Raw genomic sequence first — 15913 nt, forward strand, 5'->3', positions numbered from 1 at the left:
CATTTAAATCAATGAGCTTATTATGATGAGTTTATTATCAAAAATGAATGACAAGGAGTGTATTTTCAATATTTTTTCTTTTCAACTTTTTTAGTGGTCTTGAAGTTTTCTCTTCTAATCGATGGACATTATCTGTCTAAGATTTTATTTAGTGCTATTTATAGTGGATTTTAAGGAGAGAGGTTAATTGTGTGTTTAATTTCTGTTTATGCTGGTTAGGCTATAAATTTTTAATGTCTAGATAGAACAATTTGGTTATGGAATAGAATGGGGGGGGGTGACTTTAGTAGGAGTTCAGTATTATTTCGATGACAAGGAGATTACCCCAGGTAGGGAAACACAAGTGGGTAACGATAGAGTTTAAAAGGAAACAATAATTCTTTAGCATAAAGAATCAAGAACTTTTAATTTGCTACTTAAGATCATTGCCAAATTAAGTATAAACGTAGCTTTTACATGTGCTTTGGTCGCTGATTTGATCAGTAAGACTACGGTCTTACACCTATATTTACGAAAATTAGTATTTTTCTACTTAATTATGGTAAAATTCATTCTGAATCAATTTACTGGTATTGTACCTCCAGTAGTGGCAACCTCATTAATTTCAATTTTACAATAAAAATATACAATTTTTTGTAGGGTTATCATCTAGTTAGGTGAAAATTGTTGAAGATTTTGGAGGTTGTGTGAGTCTTTTTATGGAACATAATTACTATGACTATAAAAAATCTACCTACATTGGTTGGACCTCTTATTCATCCTTCTTCCATATATAATGTTTTTTGACACTTATATTCAAAGTGCTATACCTGGAAGGATATTAATAGATTTTTATGTGATAAACGTAAGTTTTTCTGTTATTTTCGCCCATTGATTTTTGAAGTAAGTCTTTTCTTTATAAAAAGAGTTAGGTTCATTAAAATGCGACGATATCTAACATATTAATAATATTATATACTCTTCGAGAGTAATTTTTTCACGCATAAGATCTTAGCAGGTGGACTTGGAGTTCTATTTTTTCTGCTGTGAATAATTTTTATATTTAGTAGATTAGGTAGTAGTATTTATATAGGAAGATTTAATTATAAAGGAATGTATGTAAATACAAGTAACATCCTAACATTTTTTAAATTTATAACCACTAATTTTTATCAAAAGGCTTATTCGGATGGGTAGTGAAGTAGGAGTGGGATATCGATTTTATAATCCTTAGTTTGTAGGTGTTAAGTTTGCTGTAATAAAAATCCTGAAACTGCCTTGGTTGATATCATGCCAATACAAGTAGTCTTTATTATTCTTGCTGTAACTAGCAATTTAATTTTTATCTTAGATAATAAATTTCAAATTTTTTATAACTTAAATTTTGCAGTCTTGTTAGGAGTTAATGTTACTTCCTTTAATCAAAATTTATTAAAAAGTTAGCGGGTTCTTTTTATACTTAAATAAATATATACTGAGATTTAATCTACCAGCTTTCTTTATTCAGAGTAATTTTTGGATAGATTACTAAGAGAAATTAGTGAGATTATAATAATGATTAGGTTTGTTTTGAAATATAACTTTTATCGTTAGATAGAAATTTTCTGAAGTATGATTATATTTAACTTTTAATCTCTTAGAGATTATTAATCTTGATCCCGCTGTAAAGGAAGGATTTTAATTCTTATAAGTTAATTAAGAAAGAGGAGTAAGTTGTTTTTTTTGTATGTATCCATCCAATTCAGTGTGCTTGGGACTTAATTTTAGCTTTAAGATATTATATTACTCTTGAGTAACGAATATTAGAATTAATGAATTAATGGATTTTTGACAGAGTATTCAGCTAGTAATGCTTTGTTTATTTATCATGTTTCTCTTAATAAATGAGAGAACTAAATTAGGGAGCACACGACGAAAGGTTATGAAAACTCCTCTGTGTAGAAGAGGGTTCGTAGATGATTGATGTAGGGGGGGGTACTTGTGGTGTGGGTAGCTTATCTTGTTACGATATATAATATAATATTATTGTATCTCTATTAATCAAGTAATCAAGATAAAACACATCGAGTAATTAACTCTTCAGAAATAAAATATGTCAATAAAGAATTTTCTGAGAAGGAGATCTCAGTGTTCAGTATCATTTTACATATCTCCCTCATTATCTATCTCTATTTAGAGTTTAGAGTTATGAGTAATTTTTGGCAAGTTAACTTCAGTGTGATGATATATTCATTAGAATGAAATTCATAACTTCTCTCATGAATATCAGGTTGTGTATAAAATATTATTTTAACTTTACTGTGTAATTTTTATAATAGCTTTGTTACTTACAATTAACGTCCATGCTTACACTTAAGTATGGTGGTTTTTGATGCTTAAATTCAAGCAAGAGTTAATTTCTTTTTCAGATATAGTATTCCCTACTTACAACAACGACTGCTTTTAAGAAAGATTCCACGATATCATTTTTTTAGGGAAAATTTTTTTACGTTTCAAAGTTTACTCGCGATGTTGAGTATAAGTTTCTTTTTAAAATATGCATGCTTAACATTATGGCAATCGTTGATTAAATATCATTACTAACCTTATGAGTTTTCTCATGGCTTCCCGATATGGTTTACTTAGAGAGAATATTTGAGCTTACAATTCCATCTGGAGGGTCCTGAGGGCACTTTTCTGGTGTAGATAAATTTAAAATTTTATTGTTAGGTGAGGTCTGTATTAAACTACGTAAAAGTGGTGTGAAAGAGTTAGTTAATCAGTGTTATAAGTTAATGATTCCCGTTTATTTAAGGGAATTACATCCCGATTTTTTTCACCGATATACAATTGCTGAGGACGAGCAAGTGGATGATCCGAACTCATCATTTCCATCCAATGAGAAATCCAACCAACAGTCCTCGATAAAGCAAAAATTACTGTAAACATATTAGACGGAATTCCAATAGCATTGAGAGTAAGACCCGAATAAAAATCCACGTTGGGATAAAGTTTCTTTTTAATAAAATAGTCATCTTCTAGTGCAATTTTTTCAAGTTTTCTTGCTAATTTAAATAGAGTCTCGTCTTGTTTATTTACTAGATTTAAAACTTCATGGCAGGTTTGCTGCATTACTTTTGCTCGCGGATCATAGTTTTTATAAACACGATGCCCGAAACCCATTAAACGGAAAGGATCATCTTTATCTTTTGCTTTTTTTAGGTATTTATTAATATTTTTCTCATGGCCTATTTTTTGGAGCATATTAAGGCAAGCTTCATTAGCTCCACCATGTGCCGGTCCCCACAGAGCACTAATTCCCGCTGAAATACAAACAAAAGGATTGGCACCTGTAGAGCCAACCACGCGGACTGTAGTAGTGGATGCATTTTGTTCATGGTCAGCGTGCAATATAAAAATCCGTTCTATTGCACGAACTAATATGGGATCTGGGAGCTTTTCTTCATAAGGTGTTCCAAACATCATATGAAGAAAATTTTCAGTATAGGAGATATCCTGACGGGGATATATAAATGCTTGACCTATTGAATATTTATAGCTCATTGCGGCAAGAGTAGGCATTTTTGCTATTAAACGAATAGCAGATAATTCTCGATGTTTGGGATTTTTAATATCAAGAGCATCGTGATAAAACGCTGATAACGCCCCAACTGTAGAAAGTAACATAGCCATTGGGTGAGCATTACGTTGGAAGCCATTAAAAAAATGAGTTACTTGTTCATAAACATTAGTGTGGTTTTTAACAAAGTGAATGAATTTTTCTTTTAGGTGTTTATTAGGTAACTCGCCATATAAAAGTAAATAACAAACCTCCATGTAGTCACATGATTCGGCTAGTTGATTGATGGGATAACCTCGATATAATAAAACACCTTTTTCACCATCGATAAAAGTAATTTTTGATTTACAAACGGCAGTTGAATAAAAACCAGCGTCTAAAGTATAAATACCTAATTTACTTAGATTTTTTATATTGATAGCCTCTTTACCTAAGACAGGAGATTGAATTGGAAATTCAGCAGATTGATTACCAAAAGAGAGTTTTGCTGTAGACCTAATCATGGAATACTCCTCATAGCGGACAATAAATTTAGTAATATAATTAATTCTAAATTTATTTTCAAAGATTGACCCATTATAAGAAAATTTTTTATGAATTAATACTTAAGAAGCTACTTTTTCCTTCAGGTAATTAAATCTTACGTTGCCTTCTTTTGATCAGTTTGTCTTCTTTTGAGAAAGTCGCTATAATCGTAAAATAAGTAGCCTAACATTATAGCACTATTCTCTTGATTTAAAAGAGATTGCTAAAATGGAGTGATTAAATGTGTATTAAACAACCAATTAATCTTGATCTGACTAAATTTCATTTTCCACCGATGGCTCTTGTATCGATTTGCCATCGGATTGCTGGCTTTATTCTTTTTTTATGTATGCCTCTAATGTTTTATCTCTTGCATCGATCTACTCTATCAGAAACCTCATTTTGGAACTTGCAACAATTACTCATTCATAATCATTGGCTAAAAATTGCTGTATGGATTATGGTTTCTGTCACTTTGTTTCATTTATTTGCTGGCATACGTCACTTGATAATGGATCTTGGTGTCTGGGAGTCCCTCCGTGAGGGGCGTATTACGGCTTATATGGTTTTCGTAATTTCATTTATAGTGATTATATTAGCAGGAGTGTGGATATGGTGGTAAATCAAATAAGCAGGCGTGGTTATCGTGACTGGCTTGTACAACGAATCACCGCTTTGTTAAGCGGTATTTATACTATTTTTATCATCATTTTTCTGATTATCAATTACCCCATTTCTTATAGACAATGGTATTTTTTATTTACACATTTGACTATGAAATTTTTTACTTTACTAGTAATTTTTAGTGTGCTATGGCATGCATGGATTGGTATGTGGACAATTTTTACCGATTATGTAAAAAGTAAATTAACTCGATTAACATTAGAGATAATTGTTTGCTTGTTATTAGTTACTTATTTTATATGGGCTATTGAATTTTTATGGATAGCACGGTGAAATAGACATGAATTCCATCCAAGTTCAAGAATATGATATTTTGATTGTGGGTGCAGGTGGTGCAGGATTGCGTGCTGCATTAGAACTGGCACAGTTACAAGAATATAAGGTGGCTGTTATTTCAAAAGTTTTTCCTACTCGATCTCATACTGTATCTGCACAAGGAGGTATTGCAGCGGCTTTGGGAAATGTAGTTTCTGATAAACCAATATGGCATATGTACGATACCGTAAAAGGTTCTGATTATTTGGGTGATCAGAATGCTATCCAATACATGTGTGAACAAGCGCCTACTTCCGTGTACGAATTAGAGCATTATGGTCTCCCTTTTTCCCGCTTAGAGGATGGTCGTATTTATCAGCGTCCTTTTGGTGGACATACACGCGATTTTGGAAAAGAAATTGCATGTCGTACTTGCGCTTGTGCAGATCGAACGGGTCATGCGATGTTGCATACGCTCTATCAAAAAAATATCGAAGCTGGAACTCACTTTTTTAACGAATGGTATGGGCTTGACTTGGTCCGGGGGATCAAGGGTGGGATTGTAGGTTTAATTGCTCTGAATATAGCAACAAGTGATTTAGTTTTTTTTAAGGCACGAGGAACTATTTTTGCAACCGGAGGTGCGGGTCGTATTTACGAAACTACTAGTAACGCTTATACAAATACTGGAGATGGAATTGGAATGGCCCTTCGAGCTGGATTGCCTGTACAAGATATGGAATTTTGGCAATTTCATCCTACGGGCATTTACGGAGTGGGGTGTTTGATTACTGAAGGGGCTCGTGGTGAAGGTGGATATTTGATTAATAAAGAGGGTGAAAGGTTCATGGAACGTTATTCACCTAATTTAAAAGATCTTGATTGTCGTGATATTGTTTCGCGTTCTATTGTGCAAGAAGTTATGGGGGGGAATGGTGTAGGTCCAAAAAAAGATCATGTTTTATTGAAATTAAATCATTTAGGGGAAAAAGTATTGCGAGAACGTTTACCTGGTATTATTGAGCTTTCAGAAAAATTTGCTAACGTCGACATCACTAAAGAACCCGTTCCGATTTTACCCACGTGTCATTACATGATGGGTGGTATCCCTACGACTATTTATGGACAAGCGCTAACTATAGATGAAAGTGGTAATGACCAAGTAGTGGAAGGTATGTTTGCTGCTGGTGAGTGTGCTTGCGTGTCTGTCCATGGAGCCAATCGCTTGGGAACGAATTCCCTATTAGATTTGATTGTTTTCGGTCGAGCAATTGGTTTGTATTTGAAAGAAATCTTGAAAACAGAATTAAGGCATCGTGCTGAAAATCCTGATGATATTGATAAAGCTTTAGCTCGTCTTAAACGTTTAGAAAAAGTGGATAATACCGAAAATCCAGTAATAATTCGTCAAGAATTAACGAAGGTTATGTCAAAAGATTTTGGGGTGTTCCGAGATGAGAAACAAATGGAGCAAGGATTAAAGCGCTTAGAAAAATTACAAGAACGATTACAGCGAGTAAAATTGATGGACACTAGTTGGAGATTTAATAATTCACGGGTGGAAGCACTAGAACTTGATAATTTAATCAAAGTAGCTTCTGCAACGGCCGTTTCTGCTAAGCAACGTACAGAAAGCCGAGGAGCTCATTCCCGTTACGATTATAAAGAACGTGATGATGTCAATTGGCTAAAACATACGGTTTATTTTCAAAATGGGCGCATTGAATATCGTCCTGTTAATATGAAACCTCAGGCAATGGAACCATTTTTACCCAAAGTAAGAGATTGAAGGTATGAACACAAAATCTCGAGTTATGATGTTTTCTATCATGCGTTTTAATCCTGAAACTGATAAAAAGCCTTATATGCAGGATTATCAGCTAGATGTTTCTAAGATATCCGGGAAAATGTTGCTCAATGCTTTAGAAGCCATTCGTGAAAAGCATCCAAATATCGGCTTGCGTCGTTCGTGTGGGGAGGGAGTATGTGGATCGGATGGAATGAATATTAATGGTAAAAATGGTTTGGCTTGTGTAACGCAATTGAAAAACTTGCCGGATCGAGTAACAGTACGGCCTTTATCAGCTTTTCCTATTATTCGTGATTTAATTGTTGATATGGAGCAGTTCTATGCTCAATACAGAAAAGTAAAACCTTACCTGATCAACAATAAAGAAACTCCACAAAAGGAGCGGTTACAATTCCCTGCTGATCGCGCCAAATTAGATGGGCTCTACGAATGTATTTTATGCGCTTGCTGTTCATCTTCTTGCCCTTCTTATTGGTGGAATCCTCATAAATTTATTGGACCCGCAGGATTGTTATCGTCTTATCGATTTATTGCCGATAATCGGGATACTGATAAAAAAGAACGCTTAAATGCAATGAAAGGTCCATATAGTGTTTTTCGTTGTCGAACTATTATGAATTGTGCAACTGTGTGTCCAAAGAATCTTAATCCAGCAAAAGCAATTCGACAAATTCGCACGGAGATGCTCTGTGAAATTAAAGGTAGTCATCATGAAATTAAAGGTAGTCATCAAAGGTATAGTACCAAAGGTAAGTAATGAGTTAGTTAAATCATCTCCTCTCTTATCCCTTGAAAGAACTTTAGAGGGAAAATAAATATTGGCTTAGGAGAAAATAAAATATTATGCAAAAAAAAACCATGATGGAACAATTTCAAAAAAGTTCCTATTTAGTTGATAACAACGCTAGTTACATTGAAACCCTTTATGAAAATTTTCTTAGAGATTCCAATAGTGTTAATAAAGAATGGCGCAATTATTTTCAATCTTTATCACAAGGTACTGCTGAAATACTGGGTATTTCACATGTAAGTAATCAAAGAGAATTTCATGAATTAGGACAGCACACTTTTATTGCTTCTCCGAGTATAGTACCAGTAACAGCTGTTAAGCAAACAGCGGTTGATTTATTAATCGAAGCTTATCGGCAATTTGGTCATCTTAACGCAAAGATTAATCCACTAGGTAGTAATCAACCAGTAGATTCTCGCTTAAAATTAAATCATTATAGCCTAACAGAAGCTGATTTTAAAGAAATATTTTCAACAAGAAATTTTTTAGATAAACCTCAAGCAACTTTAAAAGAGATATATAACCATTTACGAAAAGTTTATTGCAGTTCCGTTGGGGTGCAATTCAGTGGCATTTCAGATGAGCGGGAGCGAGATTGGTTGCGAGATTATGTAGAACATCGATTGGGTAAAATTGATTTTGATAAAGAAATGAAAAGAAATATTTTACAGCAATTGGTAGCAGCAGAAACTCTAGAAAAATACCTTGATAGGAAATATGTAGGGCAAGTTCGCTATTCTTTGGAAGGTGGTGAAAGTTTAATTCCTCTTTTAAATGCACTGGTCAAACAGGCCCGGGAGAAGAAATTAAATGAAATAGTAATGTGTATGGCTCATCGCGGTCGGGTCAATGTGTTATTAAATATCATGGGTCAATCGGCTGCTGAATTATTTCAAGAGTTTGAAGGGAAAAAAGATTATGATTTGACATCGGGGGACGTAAAATATCACCGAGGTTATTCGCGAGACGTAATAACTGATGAGGGTCCGATTCATTTATCGTTAGCTTTTAATCCTTCGCATTTAGAATTTATATCTCCCGTAGTAATGGGATCTGTACGGGCACGCCAAGAAAGAAAAAATGGACAAAATCCGGATTACGCAATGGCTGTAATGATTCATGGAGACGCTTCCTTTGCGGGAGAAGGTATTGTTATGGAAGCACTAAACATGTCGCAAACACGAGCCTATTATGTAGGTGGTTCTATCCATATTATTTTGAATAATCAATTGGGCTTTACTACCAGTAATCCTAAAGATGCACGATCATCCTTGTATTGTACTGATATAGCAAAAATGCTTGATGCCTCAGTATTTCACGTTAATAGTGATGATCCTGAAGCCGTGATTGCAGTTACCCAATTGGCGCTTGATTATCGAATGGAATTCCATAAAGATATTTTTATTGATCTTGTTTGTTATCGACGACACGGCCATCAAGAAGTAGATGATCCAGTACCGACTCAACCTGTGATGTATAAGATGATTCAAGAGCATGCTACTACTCGTTTGCTTTATGCAAAAAAACTTATTAACCAAAAGATTTGTACTTCTAAAGAAGTCGATGCATGGACAGAACAATATCGCACTTGTCTCGATGAAGGAGGACAACTGGTAAAAACTTCTCTTCCGGATAGTTTGTCGGCGCATTATACAGCTAATTGGACTCCTTACCTCGGCCAAGAATGGACTACTGTGGTAAATACTACTATTCCATTGAAAAAATTAAAAGTACTTGGAGAAAAGTTAGCTAGATTACCTGATAGATTTAAACTTCATCGCAAAGTCGTTACTATTTACCAAGCAAGACTCAAAATGGCTGAAGGTAAAGCCCCAATAGATTGGGGGTTTGCTGAAATGATTGCGTATGCTTCTTTGTTGGAAGAAGGATATCCAGTTCGATTGGTAGGACAGGATTCTCGACGAGGTACTTTTTTTCATAGACATGCCGTTATTTTTAATCAAGATACTGGAGAAGAATATGAGCCTTTAAAATATTTAAATTCTAAACAAGCAAAAGTAAATATTTATGATTCTTTACTTTGTGAAACCGGTGCACTAGGATTTGAATATGGTTATTCAACTGTTGACCCAAAGTCATTAATTATTTGGGAGGCGCAATTTGGTGACTTTGCCAACGTGGCTCAAGTGATTGTTGACCAATTTATAAGTTCAGGATGGGAAAAATGGAATCGCCTCTCTGGTTTAGTGATGTTTTTGCCGCATGGTTATGAAGGCAAGGGTCCTGAGCATTCTTCAGCTCGATTAGAGCGTTATTTGCAACTTTGTGCTCAGAATAATATGCAAGTGTGTGTTCCTACCACACCTGCACAAATTTTCCATTTATTGCGACGTCAAGTATTACGTCCTTATAGAAAACCTTTAATTGTTATGACACCAAAGAGTTTATTGCGTCATAAATTGGCCGTTTCTTCGTTAGAAGATTTAACGCATGGAGAATTTAAATTAATCATTCCTGAAATTGATAAGCAGAATTGGAATAAAATAAAACGAGTTGTACTTTGCAGCGGTAAAGTTTATTACGATTTATTAACCAAACAGTATAATAATCCATTAAATAATGTTGCTTTGATTCGTATCGAACAATTATATCCCTTCCCTTATCATGAATTAAAATCGGAACTTAAAAAATATTCCAACACTACACAAGTAATTTGGTGTCAGGAGGAACCTAAGAATCAAGGAGCTTGGTTTTATATTCGCCATCGACTCCTGAAATGTTTACAAAACAATCAAACTTTAGATTATGTAGGACGTCCTGCTGCAGCTGCGTCAGCCGAAGGTTATTTAACACTTTATTTAAAATCACAAAATAAATTCATTAATGAAGCTTTAGAGCTCAAAGAGGAAATTTAACATGCTCATCATTGAAATTAAAGTCCCCATGCTTCCTGAATCCGTTACTGATGCTACGGTAGCCAAATGGTATAAAAAGGAGAATGATTTTATTTCTCGGGATGAAAATTTAGTCGACTTAGAAACCGATAAAGTAATGTTAGAAGTCGTAGCACCAAAAGATGGTATTATCAAAAAAATACAGGTTAAAGAGGGTGGAGTTGTTAAGGCAAGTGAAATTCTTGCAATATTAGAGGTAGATAATGAAGAAAACATAATTAAGAAAGAAAAAAAAGATATAGATGAATATGATATAGATGAATATGAAGTAAAAAATAGCGAAGAAAAAAAAATTGAGAAACAAGATGAAGAAAGTGAGAGCGACCTGAGTCCCTCGGTTCGCCGATTAGTTACTGAAAAAGGTCTGGATGTTACTAAAATTGAAGGGCGTGGAAAAGAAGGACGAATTACAAAAAAAGATATAGAGGATTATTTAGAGACTCAAAAAACAAAACTTAGTGAAAAAAAAATTAGAAAAGGGGAGCTAACTGAAAAACGTGTTCCTCTATCTCGTATTCGTCAACGAATCGCGGAACGCTTAGTTCAAGTACAGCAAGAAGCTGCATTATTAACCACGTTTAATGAAATTAATATGAAATCAGTAATGGACTTACGAACAAAATACCGCAATGAATTTGAAAAAAAATATAAAGTTCGCTTAGGCTTAATGTCATTTTTTACAAAAGCTTCAGTTGAAGCTCTGAAAAGATTTCCAATAATAAATGCTTCGATTGATGGTAGAGAAATTATTTATCACCATTATTATGATATCGGTATCGCGGTAGGTACGGAACGTGGTTTAGTGGTTCCTGTTCTAAGAAATACGGAAAATATGAGCATGGCTGATATTGAAAAACAAATCAGGGAATATAGTTCTCGAGCTCAAGAAGGGCGTTTAGGTATTGATGAATTAACAGGGGGAACATTCACAATTACCAATGGAGGAACTTATGGATCTCTTTTATCTACTCCAATCATTAATCTTCCTCAAACTGCTATTTTGGGAATGCATAAAATTGAGGATCGACCTGTTGTAGTAAATAGCGAAATTGTCATTCGGCCAATAATGTTAGTAGCTTTATCTTATGATCATCGTGTCATTGATGGTCGTGAAGCGGTATTATTTTTGGTAACTATTAAGAAATTACTTGAGGATCCAGCTCGTTTAGTGTTGGGAATATAATGATCATTGCAAATTCTAGCTTTCAAAAGAATGTGGTTTAGTGAGAAAAGAATAAATACACAAAGAGAAAAAATATGCACTTACACGAGTATCAATCAAAACATCTATTAAAAAAATATAACATTCCTGTACCTTTAGGCGAAGTAGTTTCTAATCCAGAAGCAGCTGTCGATGTGGCCAATAAAATTGGTGGTAATCGTTGGGTAGTTAAAGCCCAAATACACGCAGGTGGTCGTGGAAAAGCAGGCGGTGTTCGTTTAGTCCAGAATAAAAAAGAGCTAAAGACTGCTGTAAAAGCTTTACTAGGAACACGTTTAGTGACCTACCAAACAGATAAACGTGGGCAACAGGTTAATCAAGTTTTAATTGAAAAAACATCTGATATTGCTCAAGAATTATATTTAGGCGCGCTAGTAGATTGCTCCTCTCAGCAAATTGTTTTTATAGCCTCTACGGAGGGCGGTGTTGAAATTGAAAAAGTAGCTGAAAAATCTCCCGAGAAAATTTTAAAAATAATTGTTGATCCTATAGTTGGATTACAACCTTTTCAATGTCAGCAATTATTCTTTGGTTTAAATTTAAATCCTTCCCAAATGTGGTCATTTACGGATATTATTATCGGGTTGTATCAACTATTGATCGAACGTGATCTGATCTTATTAGAAATTAATCCTCTTGTCGTCACTGATAAAGGCGAATTTCTTTGTTTAGATGCAAAATTAAATATCGATGATAACGCCCTTTATCGTCAAGCAGAACTTCGTTCAATGCGTGATACAAGCCAAGAAGATGAATACGAAACTTTAGCACGACAATGGGAATTAAGTTACATTAAATTAAATGGTAATATTGGTTGTATGGTAAACGGCGCAGGACTCGCTATGGCTACTATGGATCTTATTAAACTGGCAGGTGGTGAACCAGCTAATTTTCTAGATGTAGCTGGAAGTGCTACTAAAAAACGGGTAATCGAAGCTTTTAAAATTATTCTTTTAGATCAAAATGTTAAAGGAATTCTCGTAAATATATTCGGTGGCATTGTTCGATGTGATTTAATTGCCGAAGGTATTATTAGTGCAGTGAAAGAAGTGGGTGTTCATGTTCCAGTAGTTGTTCGTTTAAAAGGAACTAATGCTCAATTAGGTACAAAAAAATTTTCAGAGAGTGGCATGAACATCGTTGCTGTAAAAGATTTTTTAGAAGCCGCAAAAAAAATTGTTGAAGCAGTAAAGGTGATAAGATAATGAGTATTTTAATTAATAAAGCAAGCAAAGTGATTTGTCAAGGTTTTACTGGGAAAAATGGTACTTTCCATTCCGAGCAAGCATTACAATATGGAACAAAAATGGTAGGTGGTGTGACACCGGGGAAAGGGGGACAAGAGCATTTGGGATTACCTGTTTTTAATAGTGTGCATGAAGCTGTAGATAAAACAGGCGCTGACGTCACTATGATTTTTGTTCCAGCACCTTTTTGCAAAGATGCTATTATTGAGGCTATCAATGCAGGGATAAGTTTGGTGGTTTGTATTACTGAGGGAGTTCCTGTGCTTGATATGCTGACCGTTAAAATCTATCTCAAACAGCATCCTGAAGTACGTTTAATTGGTCCAAATTGCCCTGGGATTATTACACCAGGGGAGTGTAAAATTGGAATTATGCCAGGGTACATTCATCAGGCTGGAAAAGTCGGTATTGTTTCTCGATCAGGAACTTTGACTTATGAAGCTGTGTATCAAACCACACAATTGGATTTTGGTCAAAGTACGTGTGTAGGCATCGGGGGTGATCCTATTCTAGGTACTGGTTTTATTGATGTTTTAGAATTATTTGAAAAGGATCCACAAACAGAAGTTATAGTGATGGTAGGCGAGATTGGTGGTACAGCAGAAGAAGAAGCAGCAGAGTTTATTAAGTCTGATATAAAAAAACCAGTAGTCTCTTATATTGCTGGAGTGACCGCGCCCTCGGGTAAAAGAATGGGGCATGCGGGCGCTATTATTACTGGAGGCAAAGGAACTGCTACAAATAAATATACCGCTTTAGAAAGCGCGGGTGTTTTTACAGTTAAATCACCAGCCGACATTGGTCAAGGAGTTGCTGAAGCAACAGGGTGGTCAGTGTATTAAAATCAACAAAAAAGAAACTAAGCACAATCTATTTAACTACTAAAATTATTTAGAGTTTATTTTCTTTTGCTTCATTATATCACGAAGTTGGAGTAACTTCCAGCCTAATAGATATAAGTGTTTTTACACTGTGTTACTTGATTACTTAACAAAAAATTAGCTCTTTTATGATTAGTCCTTTAATTTCAGGTTTTTTTGATGTGATTTGAATAAATACTTGGTTACCTTTTCTTAGAAAAGGTTTATTACAACAAGAGGCTTTTCAATCTTTATTATTGAGTATTGTTATTTTCTTGATTTACTATTGAATCATTCAGCTATTAATCACGTATTTTTATATCTATTTTATGGCTAAAATATTTTTGCTAAAATTAGCATTTATATTTTATTATTTTACATTATTTTTGGTTTAAAAATATCTCTTTTGCTCCGGAAAAGGAGCAGAAGTTTACTGATTATTTTTAATACTCTCTTTTAAGGTAATTTTTTCCTTAAAAAAGCTTTTCTTTTTAAGTCGTCTTTACTCCATTATACTATATTTATACATAAATGCCTAAAGGTATAAGAAATATGTCTAAAGATATAAGAAATCTTTCAGAAGTAGGAGAAAAAGTTTTTAAACTTGTCTAAATTCTTAGACTACCTAGATAGGAGGGTTTGTTTATGAAGCATAAAGAGTTGTTATATATAAGTGTTATTAGTAGTGGCTGGATTCTCTTGATGAGACTGGATTCTCTTGATGAGATCACAATAGTTTATAAAGACTATCCTATCTTTAAGTCGCTGCAAAATCTCCATAAAAACAACCCTTCTTTTCAAAAGAGTATTTTCTACTAATCTGTATGCTCGTAAGAAGTAAAAAATACAAAATACTCCTTACCACTTAGAAAGCAGTTTTTTGATCTTGTAAATCCGAGCACTTAGTAATAGTATTGCCCATAAAATGGGCTATTAGTGTCTAGTAAATGGGGGGCTTCCTAGTAAGCACAGAGGAATTATTTTTGCATTGACTTTAAACGATCTTGTTGGAAACTCTCATAAAAACTGTGTGGGTTATATTTAAAGCTCCAGCTAATGTCGTACAACTATTTATCCAAAATTACATAGGTTTCAGTGGTATATCTGTATGTATTGTTATTATGTGTTTTAAAAAATATTATATAATCGATTGTTCAATCATATGAATCATACGCTTGCTTGTCAATGTCAGTTATTGGTGTATTGTGATGTACCCCTTTAGCAACGTATAACCTTTCTTGTTATAGTGATTTTATCTAAATCAAGAATTAGGGTAGTCTTTAAGCTTTATTAAAAAAAATCCTCCTGAGTTATAGAAATAATGCAACATTCTTAGTTAGAAGAAAATTTTTGGGATGCCATAATCCCTTCTTGTCAAAGAATACTGAAATGTACTGTTTTTTTAGCGATGGCCTGAAGGGGAGAGTAATGGGTGATGTGATTCGTTTCATTATTTTGAAAGTAATAAAATAGAGAAGCCACTCGTAAGCTATTACCTATCCAATTTAAACAACGCCTAAAATACCATTATCTTTAAAATATTTATTATAAGACAAGAAGCTTCAAAGCATTGTAAAAAGCTTTAGCAACTAATTACTTGTTCGTATTCTAATGATTCTTTACGAATAGAGTTAAAGATAGAGAGAAGAAGTTATCTAATTTTTTTACGAGTAAATAAAAAATATTATTGTAGACAATATATTAATATAGATATTTTGTGTATCTAGATTGTATTTATTAAAAAAGTAAATAAAAAATAAGCCAATGAAAAATCTTGTTGTTTTTTTAGATTCGTAGATATTTTTTATTTATTTATCATCTTTTCTGCAGAACGTCCTGCTTTCTGGAATTTTTTAATTATTATTTTTTCTATGAAATCAATAATGTTTTTGGGGATTTGGTAGCTTTTAGCATTGTTAAAAGAGTATTTTTATTTTCTTAAAAAGTTAAGCTAAAACAATGTTTTTGTCAGAGTAACTAAGGTTACTCCTCATCAGGGTTCATTGTAAATTATATTTAAATAAAATTATATTTAAATACTTCTATATTTTTTTGGAGGGAGAGAAT

The 15913-nt window shown here is 33.8% G+C and carries 9 protein-coding genes; 8 read left to right on the plus strand and 1 reads right to left on the minus strand.

The genetic code is table 11. The features are described 5' to 3' along the window. Nucleotides 1-2733 precede the first annotated feature (2733 nt). Entirely contained in the window at nucleotides 2734-4041 is a 1308-nt protein-coding gene (gene gltA, locus CLERM_RS00950) for a citrate synthase (protein ID WP_102156740.1), read from the minus strand. A 263-nt stretch (nucleotides 4042-4304) separates the two neighbouring features. Between gltA and sdhC the strand changes: the two genes are divergently transcribed. The 8 genes from sdhC (at nucleotide 4305) to sucD (ending at nucleotide 13828) form a co-directional block, all read left to right on the plus strand. Beyond that, a complete protein-coding gene (sdhC, locus tag CLERM_RS00955) occupies nucleotides 4305-4685 on the plus strand; it encodes a succinate dehydrogenase, cytochrome b556 subunit (RefSeq protein WP_102156741.1) in 381 nt (126 codons plus the stop codon). Further along, nucleotides 4670-5020, plus strand: coding sequence for a succinate dehydrogenase, hydrophobic membrane anchor protein (gene sdhD / locus CLERM_RS00960; RefSeq protein ID WP_102156742.1), 351 nt, complete (start codon nucleotides 4670-4672; stop codon nucleotides 5018-5020). Before sdhC ends, sdhD begins: the two co-directional genes overlap by 16 nt. Nucleotides 5021-5027: 7 nt before the next feature. Beyond that, nucleotides 5028-6791 (plus strand): succinate dehydrogenase flavoprotein subunit, encoded by a 1764-nt coding sequence (gene sdhA, locus CLERM_RS00965; RefSeq protein ID WP_102156743.1) that lies wholly within the window; start codon nucleotides 5028-5030, stop codon nucleotides 6789-6791. Nucleotides 6792-6795: 4 nt separating this feature from the next. After that, nucleotides 6796-7569 (plus strand): succinate dehydrogenase iron-sulfur subunit, encoded by a 774-nt coding sequence (locus CLERM_RS00970; RefSeq protein ID WP_102156744.1) that lies wholly within the window; start codon nucleotides 6796-6798, stop codon nucleotides 7567-7569. A gap of 86 nt (nucleotides 7570-7655) precedes the next feature. After that, nucleotides 7656-10478 (plus strand): 2-oxoglutarate dehydrogenase E1 component, encoded by a 2823-nt coding sequence (locus tag CLERM_RS00975; RefSeq protein ID WP_201797247.1) that lies wholly within the window; start codon nucleotides 7656-7658, stop codon nucleotides 10476-10478. A gap of 1 nt (nucleotide 10479) precedes the next feature. Continuing rightward, nucleotides 10480-11700: a 2-oxoglutarate dehydrogenase complex dihydrolipoyllysine-residue succinyltransferase gene (odhB, locus tag CLERM_RS00980; RefSeq protein WP_102156745.1), complete on the plus strand. Its 1221-nt coding sequence runs from the start codon at nucleotides 10480-10482 to the stop codon at nucleotides 11698-11700. Between the two features lie 74 nt (nucleotides 11701-11774). Further along, nucleotides 11775-12944: an ADP-forming succinate--CoA ligase subunit beta gene (sucC, locus tag CLERM_RS00985; protein ID WP_102156746.1), complete on the plus strand. Its 1170-nt coding sequence runs from the start codon at nucleotides 11775-11777 to the stop codon at nucleotides 12942-12944. Then, nucleotides 12944-13828: a succinate--CoA ligase subunit alpha gene (gene sucD, locus CLERM_RS00990; protein ID WP_102156747.1), complete on the plus strand. Its 885-nt coding sequence runs from the start codon at nucleotides 12944-12946 to the stop codon at nucleotides 13826-13828. The genes sucC and sucD overlap by 1 nt, the downstream gene beginning before the upstream one ends. Nucleotides 13829-15913: the final 2085 nt, after the last annotated feature.

It is taken from the genome of Coxiella-like endosymbiont, assembly GCF_002871095.1.
Lineage (GTDB): Bacteria > Pseudomonadota > Gammaproteobacteria > Coxiellales > Coxiellaceae > Coxiella.

What these genes read in the sequence shown, in the direction of transcription:
- gltA (WP_102156740.1), bottom strand. Translation starts at nt 4,041, where the DNA reads ATGATTAGGTCTACAGCAAAACTCTCTTTTGGTAATCAATCTGCTGAA.
- sdhC (WP_102156741.1), top strand. Translation starts at nt 4,305, where the DNA reads ATGTGTATTAAACAACCAATTAATCTTGATCTGACTAAATTTCATTTT.
- sdhA (WP_102156743.1), top strand. Translation starts at nt 5,028, where the DNA reads ATGAATTCCATCCAAGTTCAAGAATATGATATTTTGATTGTGGGTGCA.
- CLERM_RS00970 (WP_102156744.1), top strand. Translation starts at nt 6,796, where the DNA reads ATGAACACAAAATCTCGAGTTATGATGTTTTCTATCATGCGTTTTAAT.
- CLERM_RS00975 (WP_201797247.1), top strand. Translation starts at nt 7,656, where the DNA reads ATGCAAAAAAAAACCATGATGGAACAATTTCAAAAAAGTTCCTATTTA.
- odhB (WP_102156745.1), top strand. Translation starts at nt 10,480, where the DNA reads ATGCTCATCATTGAAATTAAAGTCCCCATGCTTCCTGAATCCGTTACT.
- sucC (WP_102156746.1), top strand. Translation starts at nt 11,775, where the DNA reads ATGCACTTACACGAGTATCAATCAAAACATCTATTAAAAAAATATAAC.
- sucD (WP_102156747.1), top strand. Translation starts at nt 12,944, where the DNA reads ATGAGTATTTTAATTAATAAAGCAAGCAAAGTGATTTGTCAAGGTTTT.